The organism is Segatella copri (assembly GCF_009494835.1).
GTDB lineage: Bacteria > Bacteroidota > Bacteroidia > Bacteroidales > Bacteroidaceae > Prevotella > Prevotella copri_F.
This window is the reverse complement of record NZ_VZBE01000086.1, coordinates 1-10,180: the sequence shown is the minus strand read 5'-3', so window position 1 is coordinate 10,180 and position 10,180 is coordinate 1. Positions and strand designations below refer to the sequence as shown.

Here is a 10,180-nt window from a genome sequence, read left to right as displayed (position 1 = left end):
CTGTAGCGGATTAACGAGTTTAAACCTTCCTGCTGGTATTACCAAGATAGGCGATGGCGCATTCCGTGGTTGTAGCGGATTAACTTCTATTTATGTATATGCAGAGAAAGTACCAGAAAAAGGTTATAGGTATGATGTATTCGAAAGAGTTGATGCCAAGAAATGCACACTTTATGTACCAATGGGAACTTATGATGATTACAGGCTCTCTTACTTTGGCCACTACTTTGAGAACATAGTAGAATTCGATGCAACAGGCATCGACAAGACTACAACCTCTACCGATGTTGAGGAGGTAGCTCGCTATTCAGTAAATGGTCAGCGATTGTCTGCTCCAACCAAGGGATTGAATATCGTGAAGTATAGCGATGGTAGCGTGAAGAAAGTTGCTGTTCAATAATGGATGGCAAGCATCCTTGTGAGACAATATTTTTATATAGGGGTGTGTCAAAAGTTTAAACAACCCGCTTTGCTTGACTTTGACACACCCTCGTTTGCTTTATATGATAGAGAGATTTATGAATGCCTATCAGGCAGTTTTCCCACTTTTTATTTGGTCGTTTCAGGAAAAAAGCGTAATTTTGCAGTGAAACAAATTGTGGAACTAAATAAATGGCCTATGAAACAGGTAGAAGAAAGATACGAAGCCGAGATAGCCAAGTTTACACCTCAGGAGATGAGGGAGTATGAAGCAAGTAAGATGGCATACCGGGATATCAAGAACTCCATTGATACGGCGACGCAAAAAGGTTTTGCGGAAGGTATGGAAAAAGGCATGAACCAGAAAGCCCTGGATATTGCCAGGAATATGCTTGCAGATGGTGTTGACATCAATCTGATCAGAGAGTGTAAATTAAACTGTGTTAAACTACTTTTATTGTAGCTTGACACAGTTTAGTTTACACTCTCTTTTGTCGAGGTGTATAGCCCCTTGGAACAACCGCAAAGTATGGGTTGATCATTATTGCCAAATTCTTTATTCTCCCATTTGGCTTAGGAGCTATTTTATTCAATAATCAGTTTTACTTGATTCGTCTGTCCATTATCAGCTATAGCTTTTCTTAGCAAATCAATAGTATATTGATTGCAGCCGATTGCTTTAATTTCCTTAAATGTACAGTTTTGAACGTTTTAATATAGCACGTGCCTTGGCTACTTGCTTGGAGAAATCAATGGAGCCACGCTTTTCCAATGCCTCATCAGCTGCTTCAACGAAACGAGCTGCTGCCTCACCATGAAGGACAGGTATTGTTTTAATTTCTATTGCCATAATCTTCTTGTTTTTAATGTTATGTACTTATTTAATTTGCAAAATTATGCTTTTATTTTCACTTTACCAAACTTTTTGTTAACTTTCTGTTGAATTTCTACGAAAAAAATCCAAATACCAACTTCATGCCATTTTAACGTCTCATTCTTTTCAATTCATCATCCTTTCGCATTTTGTCGTTCAACTTCTCCTGCATTCTGTCTAGGAAGTAAGTACGGCTATGGTTTTTGCGTCTTCTGATGTCGGTATAGAAACGATAGCAGTCCTTGGCTTTGATGCCATGAAGCTCCTGTACCTCCTGGATGACAGGTACCAGAAAGGAATGGAAGAAGGTATGAAAAAAGGCAGAGCTGAAGGCATGGAAGAAGGCATGTCCCAGCGAAGCCTTGAAATTGCCAGGAAGATGTGCTGGCAAAGGGTATGGCAAGAACTGCAAGGAGTTCACCCCGATGCAAGTCTCCTACATCCTCTACTTCCTCGGTGAGCCCTAACCCTGTTCCGCCTAATCTGAAAATGAGGCAACAAAAGGAGAACAAGGATATTAACAGCATTCTTGCAAAGACTTCAAAAAAACATTTTCGCGAAAAAAAACGGTTATTCTTGTAGGTTTCACAAAATAATCGTATATTTGCAGAAAAATAAATGAATGGCGTATGAGACAGATAGAAGAAAGCATTTTTTTATTTGTATCTAAAGCTATTGTAAAGGAACAAAAATATGAACAAACCGATAAACATTTTAGATAAAGATTATTTGAAATGGGTCAAGGAACTCTGTAAGCGTTATCGCCAGAGCCAGATAAAGGCTGCGGTAAAGGTGAATACAGAAATGCTCAAGTTCTATTGGAGTTTGGGCAGAGATATTGTTGCCTTAAAAGCAGAGACACGTTGGGGCAGTAAGTTCTTCAAAAATCTTAGTAGAGATTTGAAAGAAGCAAATCCTTTGGCAACTTGCTTTTCACCGAAGAATCTTCTTTATATGAAGAATTTCTATTGCATGTATCTACCATACACAGAAATTGGTCAGCAAGTTGCTGACCAATTGGAAAAAGATATTTTCTCAACTCCTTGGGGACATCACATGCTGTTGATTGACAAGTTCCTAACAGAGCCACAGAAGGCTTTGTTCTATATACACCAAACAGTAGTAAACGGCTGGAGCAGGAATGTCCTTCACAATTACATAGACTCGTCTCTGTATGAGCGACAAGGAAAAGCTTTGAGCAATTTTACCCGCACATTACAGAAAGAGAACTTTATCGACTTGCTCTTTTATAATTTGAACTTGTCATGCTACATAGTTCTGGAAGTCAAGATAGGTTCATTCACCTTTGCTGATGTCGGGCAACTTGGTGGTTATGTAGTAGCTTGTAACCACCTTCTTCGCAAAGAGGGGCGTGACAATCCTACTATAGGTTTACTTATTTGCAAGGAGAAAGACCGTATCCAGGCACAATATGCCCTGGAATCAAGCAGCCAACCCATAGCTATTTCTGAGTACGATCTAGAAAAATTCTATCCTGAAAAATTAGAAGGAACTATGCCGACGATAGAGGAATGGGAAGCTAAGTTGGGGGGTAGCATTGAACACGAATAATATAGAATTATTCAAGTTTCGCAAGTTTTGCCCTACACGCCCTGAAGGCCCAAAAGCTCCCAGAAGCAGCACGCCCCTTACAGGGCGTGTGGGGCTAAACTTGCAAAGCTTGAGTTCTTATAAATTACGAGAACCATGCTGCTCCATAAAGAAACGTTTTTGTTGTTCAATTTCATTGCGCAGTTCTTCTTCTGTTGGCATATAAGTCATATACTTGGCTGCAAACAACTGATTGTTGTCGTGAAGTACAGAATAACGTGCTATCGTATTGTCGGTATCTGTGCAAAGCAGCACTCCAATAGTAGGAGCGTCATCAGCACCTTTGATAAGGTCGTCATACATTCGTACATACATATCAAGTTGACCTATATCTTGGTGTGTGAGTTTATGTGTCTTTAGCTCAAAGATGACAAAACGCTTCATGCGATAGTTGTAGAATACCAAATCAATATAAAAATCGTCCGTATCAGTAACTATGTGCTGTTGACGCTCAACAAAGGCAAAGCCTCGTCCAAGTTCCATGATGAACTTTTCAAGGTTGTCAATTAAAGCTTTTTCAAAATCGCTTTCGTTATAATCAGCATCACGATGAAACCCCATGAACTCTGCCATCATTGGATTTTTGATATATTCCAATGGGTCGGTTGAGTTTTCCATATCTACCGGCAGTGCCGATTTCTCACGTTGCGCAGCTAATCTACGCTCATAGTATTGTGTGGATATGTTACGATCAAGCGCACGAAAACTCCACATGTCTTTATCTGCGGTTTTCAAATACCAAAGCCTGGCATTGGGGTCTGAAACAGAAAGTATGCGGCGTATATGCGACCAACTAAGATTGTGAACACATGTGTTCACAATCTGTATGTCAGGGAAAAGGAGATAGAAACGCTTGTAATAGTCCAAATTGCGTTTATTATAGCTCGCACCATATCGAGGTATGATTTTCTGAGCGAGGTTCTTGATGACTTCTGCTCCATATTCGGCACGCTCTTTACCCTGCTGTTCCTCTTTCACAATACGGCGACCGATATTCCAATATGTGATTACAGCAGACTTTCCTGCCGCAATGTAGGCTTCCTTTCTGCCTGTTTCAATGATATTGCAAACATCATTTACAAGTGAAGCCATATCATTGTTCAGTGAATCTTTCTGTACTTTATAGTCCATATTGTTTGTTTCTCTAATTGTTTCTCTTTTCCTCACTAAACGCCTTTATCTCGTCAGCAAGGACTTTCTGTAATTTCTCTTTCGGTACTATCAACTGATAATCCTGCCATATGCAGATGCATATTAATTACAAAGATAATTATATTACATCACAATTCTGCATAAACGCAGTGAATTTTATGTTTATTTAGCACCTTGATGAAAAGCTGTTATTATATTACACATCACCCCCTAAAAAGTGCGGTAAGCAGACCGCCATCCATAGCTTTTACCGACTTACTTGTTTTTGTAAGATTCAAGCAAATAATGATTGATTATAATGGGCTTACAATTTGCAATCCGCCTCAAGCAGGAACGAAAAAAGCATAGATGATATGAACAACCATATTATCCACCCAACGGTGTATATTGCAAAAAAAGGGTCTATACACCCTTTTGTCGAGGTGTATAGACCCTTGGAACAACCGCAAAGTATGGGTTGATAATTATTTTTTCAGATAATTGGTATTCCTGTCAGCTTAGGACTTTACCACATTTCTTCATTATTATCATCTGGTTTTTTATCATAAAACTCAACAGGTTGCGACCCTGCCAGCAACTGTTGGGCTTTTATCTCATGCACCTGCATTTCTGGTTTTATATATTCTTTCTTCATATTGTGCTATTTTTATTTGATTACTACTTTCTTGTTGTTCTTTATGTATATGCCCTTTGTCGGATTGCTTATCTTTCTACCTTGGAGGTCGAAGATTCCTTCAATAGTGCCATGACGCTGCACGTCAGTACCCATAATGGTGATTCCATCTATGCCTGTTGTCTCGTTGCCGCCACCGAATACAAAGCTGCGAGCAAGTGCTGCCGATGATGGGTCTTTTGCTTCATTTTCAGATACTTGCAGATAAGCCTTTCCAGGAGTCGCTTTGAGGCTTATTCCGTCGTTGCTGAGGTAGAAGCCGAGACGTTCTTTTGCTGTAGCTTTATTATATGTAAGACGATAGAGTTTACAACCAGTTTCTGCTGTTACAGTCTTAGCTTCAGCTGGTGTAGCCACAAGGTGGTTGTCATCAGAGGAAACTTTTGTCAAGTCATTTGTCTCGTTTGCCTTAGCATTGACATACGCTCCGTCTGTCTTCAGTAGCACACCCTCTTCCTTTGCCACTTGGTTGTCGTTGCGTTGTGTCAATGTCATCTTGCCACCGCTTACCGTTGCGTTATAGACATTAAGCGTTCTGTCTGATGGAACAGAAAGGGTTACATCGTTTGTCGGATTGCTGAATGTTGCCCAATATGTATCGTTGCCATTTGCATCCTTGTCGCCCTGTGCAGCCTTGATTACTTTATTGTCAGAGCCGGGAACGGGATATAGGTCCTCGCCTAACTGCTGTCCCCATACCTGCTCGCCTAATACTTTGCCTTCGGCAAGCAAATAAGCCACCTCACCGCTCTTTATCTGCTGTTTGGTGAAAGCCTTGACCACGTCTGCTTCTTCCTTTCCGTCTTCGAAAGTCAGACTTCCTTTACCAACTATTTTGATGTTCTCAGATGAGTTGTTCAGCAATGCCTCCTTATTGTAAGCTGTAATGCCCTTTACGATTAGTGTACCGTTTACATAACCTATAATGATTCCTGGATTGTCATTTGTATTCGTCACATCTCCATAACTGAACACATTCTGGATTCTGCTGTTACCAAACGTTTGTCCTGCTATGCCACCGGCTTTCCAACCTGTGCTTGTAATCTTGCCATAGTTAGCGCAATCTTCGATACTTGTGTACCAAGCATAACCTATTATTCCACCAATATAGCTATTATTGTTTTCAACGGTTCCATAATTTGTGCAGCGCTTAATGTTTTTATCACTGCTACTACCTGCAATTCCGCCAACAGACCTTGTACCCTTCACGCTGGAGTGATTCTCGCAGTTTTCGAGATTTATTCTGGCCCCTCCAACAATACCGCCAGTATCTTCTTGTCCTATTACAGTACAATTGTTTGCGGTTTTAATGCCCCTTATATGTCGTGGAGAATCCCCGTCTGCATATCCTGCCAAGATACCGGTGTAATCTGTCTTCGTGTTTGTCGTGTTCACATTCTCCACCTTGGCATAGTCAAAGATAAGGTCTTGGATAGTCGCACGTTCAGTATAGCCGAAAAATCCCACAATTTTTTGTGCTGTCTTGATATAGAGGTTGGAGATGGTGTGTCCCTGACCGTTCATATTTCCCTTCCAACGATTATAGTAATTGCCTATCGGAATCCAGCTCAGGAGTTCCTTGCCGTCTTCAGCCGCATGGCAGTAGTTCTTTAGATCGATATCCGCAGTCAACATGGCAGATGCTGAAGGGTGAGTAGTTCCAGCTACTTCGCTTTCGTCCACAATAGTTCCGTTCACATAGTCGCGAAACCAAGCCAAGTGGTAAGGTTTGGCTATCAGGTACACCCCATTTTCCTGTGAAGGCTTCACAGCCACATAATGCTGGCAACGCTTGCAATAGCCATCCTCATTGTTGTCGTGTCCAAGGGCAGGATGCTCTGCGTCCGTTACATCAGTCAATTCCACTGTCAATTGGCTGTCGGAATATATCCTTTGGCAGTCTTGGCATTGCCAATATTCCTTGGTTGCCGCCTCTGTGCAAGTAGCGTTTGCTGCAGCGTGGTGAATTGTCGTTCCGTGTTTATACCTGATTGCGGAACTGGAAGGATTGTTGGTGAAACTACCTGAGATTTTCTCGTTCGTCTTGCAATTTACAAGTGAATTATCTGCATAAACTGTATGCTCCGAACCAATGACAGGATAGATGTCTCCATCATTAGCCAGATTTTGTCCCCATTTTGCTTCACTCGAAGCATTTTGCTGGAGCAGATAGGCAACAACACCGCTTTTCAGCTGAGCTTCTGTAAATCCTGTTGCGTTATCTTCTGAAGGCGTGCCATTTCCGAAGGCTTTAACCTCTTTCTCTTTGCCTTCTACAGTAAGCTTTGCGCCACTATAGTATGCCACCATGCCTTCAGTGGCCCCTGAGCTAGAAAAGCCAAAAGCCATGCCTATATATTGCGTGCTATTCGTGGCAGAAACATTGCCATAGCTGAACACGTTCTGTATCTTGCCACTGCTTACAAAACCTGCCATGCCACCAACACGATATGTACCTTTTACATCTCCATAGTTGGCGCAGTCTTGGATCGTTCCATTATTGAAATAGCCAACCAAGCCACCTACCCACTGACTTGATGCCGTTACCTTTCCATAGTTGGCACAGGCGGTTATGGATTTACTTGAGTCGTAGCTGCTAAAAAGACCGCCGACCTGTTCTTTTCCTTGTACCGTGGCGTAGTTCACGCAGTTGTAGGCGTTACCATCAAGTATACCTGCAATACCGCCAGTATAATTACTTCCTTTTATCTGGCACGTTTCTGATATTTTGATATTTTGAAGGGTGCTTCCATTTCCTGCATAACCAACCAAAATTCCTATGAAATCTTGCGTATTTGTCACATTTGCATTCTCAAAGCTTAGGTTCTTGATTGTGCTTTGGTTGGTATAACCGAAAAGCCCCATAAATCTTTGGCTTGCATTGATATAAAGGTTGGTGATGGTCTTGTTATTTCCATCGAAAGTGCCCATGTATTTGTTAGTAGTATTTCCAATAGGCTCCCAGCTCACTTCTTCTAAGTTTTGAGACTTATCAGCCGCATGACATACTGTACTCATGTCAATGACCTCAACATTATCTGCTATCTTTGCGCAGATATTTTTTCTTCCGCGATTCACCACATCGCGGAACCACTTTAATTCCTCAGCTGTGGTGATGATGTAAGGACTGTCTACTTTGCCATCACCTTTGGAAGGACGCGTTTGTGCCCATGCCCCCCCCATAAGGCATGAGGATAGCCATCACGAGCAGCAGCATCGTGAATAGCCTGTTTCTTTGTTTTTTGTTATTCATATCTGTAAATTATTATTGTTATTCTACTTTCTTACATATTTTCTCTCATTGCCATCAGATATACTGTAAATCCCAGGATGATGACGAAAGTCTGTCCGAGAAACAGATAGATATAGAATCTTTCTCTCTTGATGAAATCACAGAAGCTGTAGCGAGCCTTGTAATTTTCATCAAGATATATCCTGTAGTCTTGAACCATGGCATAGCTCATGACTATGGCAAACAACAGAAGAGACAATGCCACTATAAGAATAGCCTGTTCCTCTTTCGTGAAAGTCTGAATTATATTTTCCATGGTGCAAAGATAGTGTTTTTCTTCGGAAGAAGGTGTCTACTTGCCCCACTTAGGTGTCTACTTCCTACAAAATAGGTGTCTACTTGGTGGGGGAAGTAGACACCTAAGGCGTGATTTTATTGTATTTTTGCTCTCCAGACAGTTGGGGAGCAACCTTCTTTCTCTTTGAATATGCGATAGAGATAGGAGCGTGAAGAGAAGCCACATTCGGCAGAAATGATGTCGTTGTTGTAGTCGGGATAGTCGAGCATCATCTTCTTTGCTGCCTCAAAACGTACCTCGGCAAGCCAGATGCGGAAGGTGGAGTTAAGGCACGCAGTGAAGTAGCGTGACAACTCGTTCTTGGAAATGTTCAGCGAGCGTGACAGGGTGAACATGTTTACTGAAGTGTCTTTATAGCCCAAATCGGCGCACCACTTGTCGAGCTTCTCCTTGATGAACATCTGACGCTCCTGAGAAATTGACTGTAAATTTTCTTTATCGTCTATAGGTTCTGCATACTGCCCATTGGAGCTTTCCAAAGATGCTCCCCCATTTTCTGTTTCTTCATCTGCTATGGCTGCGCTTTCTTCTTCCTCCTTATCCAAGAGTTCCTCGGTAGGAACGTAATTGTAGCCCAATGCCACGAAACTCAGGTTGAAGAAAAGAATTGAGAGCAAAGCCAACGGTCCTATTATATATAATAAGGTGGTAGAGAGGATGACGAAAGGCATGGTAAGGGCAGAGAAGAACAGGGCGAAGACACTGGCTCGGGCATATCGCACGTAGGGCAGCATGTCACCACCAGTCATCAGCTCCAACATTTTCTTGCGTTTCCGCATCTCAATCATAATCATATAGATGCAATACGCTACGTTTGCGCCGAACAATACGAGCATCGCATAGAGCCAGTTGCCAATGTTAAGACTTCCGCTATTGCTGTAGCCTATGCAGAAAACTGCTATGATGGCGGCATAAATGCAAGCGCAGACGATGTTCATCTTTCGGCGGTTGGCATGGGTCGCCTCAATGTTGTATATGCCCATGGCGATAGTGGTGATGCATGGGGTATAGACAAGAATGTTGAAAATAGCTCCCAAGTCATCGCTTTTCGCACGAAAACCCAAGAGCATCTGCAAGAGATATTGTATGGCAAGTCCCGTCATGCCTGCAAGTATCATCCAGCGTGACCACTCATAGCGTCGGTTGGTCCACTTCATGTGCAGGTGGGTGATGCCGAGGATAAGGGCATTGATGAGCATGAAGATGAAACATGCGAACTGAAGGAAATATAAAGAGTCCATCATTCTTACTATTTTATTGTTACTTTCTTGTATTTCTGATTGCTTGCCGTAGGATTTTCAGGGTTGGTCATCTGCAAATATCCTGCTGCAACAAGGGAGGTGATGTAACGTTCACGGTTCTTGGAATGCATGCTGACTCCAATTCTGTCAAGTATCTCTTTGGTGGTTCGAGGAACAGAACAGAAATTTACTATGTCCCTTTGCTTGTTAGACAATGACACTTTTGGAGTGTCAGAGTGTCTAAGTCGAGTGTCTAAGTCGTTCTCAGAAGTGTCTAAGTCGGTGCCAAAGTGTCTAAGTCGAGTGTCTAAGTCGTTCTCGGAAGTGTCTAAGTCGGTGCCAGAGTGTCTAAGTCGAGTGTCAGAGTCTTGGACTTGGTTACTTTTTTCCTCAACTTGGTTACCGACTTGGTTACTTTCCCCCTCGACTTGGTTACCTTCTCCTCTCCAAGCCGTGATGACAAATTCCTGCGCCTTGTCATTATTCATAAACGTGACATTTATATCTTCGTCCAGTGCACGAGTGATGCCGCTACCTACACCAGTGTATGGCAGCAAGTATATGGCATTGTTAAAAAGGAACATATTGCGAGGCATGGAAGTTCCTGCCTTGATGTCAT

At 42.1% G+C, this 10,180-nt stretch carries 10 protein-coding genes and 1 pseudogene; 3 read left to right on the top strand and 8 right to left on the bottom strand.

The window, feature by feature from the left end; all coding sequences use genetic code 11:
* Positions 1–400 (top strand): annotated as a pseudogene (locus F7D47_RS14820) (leucine-rich repeat domain-containing protein); the annotation flags it as partial.
* A 219-nt stretch (positions 401–619) separates the two neighbouring features.
* Positions 620–883 (top strand): hypothetical protein, encoded by a 264-nt coding sequence (locus F7D47_RS12700; RefSeq protein WP_194252600.1) that lies wholly within the window; start codon positions 620–622, stop codon positions 881–883.
* A 225-nt stretch (positions 884–1,108) separates the two neighbouring features.
* On the opposite strand, the gene F7D47_RS14815 is transcribed toward F7D47_RS12700, so the two are convergent.
* On the bottom strand, positions 1,109–1,270 hold the full coding sequence (locus F7D47_RS14815; protein ID WP_171479883.1) for a hypothetical protein: 162 nt from the start codon (positions 1,268–1,270) through the stop codon (positions 1,109–1,111).
* Positions 1,271–1,403: 133 nt separating this feature from the next.
* On the bottom strand, positions 1,404–1,586 hold the full coding sequence (locus F7D47_RS15000; protein ID WP_119238345.1) for an RteC domain-containing protein: 183 nt from the start codon (positions 1,584–1,586) through the stop codon (positions 1,404–1,406).
* Between the two features lie 401 nt (positions 1,587–1,987).
* Between F7D47_RS15000 and F7D47_RS12690 the strand changes: the two genes are divergently transcribed.
* Positions 1,988–2,866 carry a PDDEXK nuclease domain-containing protein gene (locus F7D47_RS12690; RefSeq protein WP_153085183.1) on the top strand — a complete coding sequence of 293 codons (879 nt, stop codon included), beginning with the start codon at positions 1,988–1,990 and terminating at the stop codon, positions 2,864–2,866.
* A 117-nt stretch (positions 2,867–2,983) separates the two neighbouring features.
* Here F7D47_RS12690 and F7D47_RS12685 read toward each other — a convergent pair whose 3' ends face one another.
* From F7D47_RS12685 to F7D47_RS12660, 6 genes are all read right to left on the bottom strand, one after another.
* Positions 2,984–4,036 (bottom strand): PDDEXK nuclease domain-containing protein, encoded by a 1,053-nt coding sequence (locus F7D47_RS12685; RefSeq protein WP_153084018.1) that lies wholly within the window; start codon positions 4,034–4,036, stop codon positions 2,984–2,986.
* Between the two features lie 526 nt (positions 4,037–4,562).
* Positions 4,563–4,691: a hypothetical protein gene (locus tag F7D47_RS15060; RefSeq protein WP_262884367.1), complete on the bottom strand. Its 129-nt coding sequence runs from the start codon at positions 4,689–4,691 to the stop codon at positions 4,563–4,565.
* A 12-nt stretch (positions 4,692–4,703) separates the two neighbouring features.
* On the bottom strand, positions 4,704–7,913 hold the full coding sequence (locus F7D47_RS12680) for a GLUG motif-containing protein (RefSeq protein WP_153098518.1): 3,210 nt from the start codon (positions 7,911–7,913) through the stop codon (positions 4,704–4,706).
* A gap of 101 nt (positions 7,914–8,014) precedes the next feature.
* Positions 8,015–8,278, bottom strand: a complete 264-nt coding sequence (locus F7D47_RS12675) for a hypothetical protein (RefSeq protein WP_153085181.1) — start codon at positions 8,276–8,278, stop codon at positions 8,015–8,017.
* Between the two features lie 116 nt (positions 8,279–8,394).
* A complete protein-coding gene (locus tag F7D47_RS14995; protein ID WP_228113382.1) occupies positions 8,395–9,564 on the bottom strand; it encodes a helix-turn-helix domain-containing protein in 1,170 nt (389 codons plus the stop codon).
* Positions 9,565–9,569: 5 nt separating this feature from the next.
* Positions 9,570–10,180, bottom strand: a 611-nt coding sequence (locus F7D47_RS12660) for a Fic family protein (RefSeq protein WP_367383478.1), incomplete at its 5' end; no start/stop codon positions are given.

What these genes read in the sequence shown, in the direction of transcription:
- F7D47_RS12700 (WP_194252600.1), top strand. Translation starts at nt 620, where the DNA reads ATGAAACAGGTAGAAGAAAGATACGAAGCCGAGATAGCCAAGTTTACA.
- F7D47_RS14815 (WP_171479883.1), bottom strand. Translation starts at nt 1,270, where the DNA reads ATGGCAATAGAAATTAAAACAATACCTGTCCTTCATGGTGAGGCAGCA.
- F7D47_RS12690 (WP_153085183.1), top strand. Translation starts at nt 1,988, where the DNA reads ATGAACAAACCGATAAACATTTTAGATAAAGATTATTTGAAATGGGTC.
- F7D47_RS12685 (WP_153084018.1), bottom strand. Translation starts at nt 4,036, where the DNA reads ATGGACTATAAAGTACAGAAAGATTCACTGAACAATGATATGGCTTCA.
- F7D47_RS15060 (WP_262884367.1), bottom strand. Translation starts at nt 4,691, where the DNA reads ATGAAGAAAGAATATATAAAACCAGAAATGCAGGTGCATGAGATAAAA.
- F7D47_RS12680 (WP_153098518.1), bottom strand. Translation starts at nt 7,913, where the DNA reads ATGGGGGGGGCATGGGCACAAACGCGTCCTTCCAAAGGTGATGGCAAA.
- F7D47_RS12675 (WP_153085181.1), bottom strand. Translation starts at nt 8,278, where the DNA reads ATGGAAAATATAATTCAGACTTTCACGAAAGAGGAACAGGCTATTCTT.
- F7D47_RS14995 (WP_228113382.1), bottom strand. Translation starts at nt 9,564, where the DNA reads ATGATGGACTCTTTATATTTCCTTCAGTTCGCATGTTTCATCTTCATG.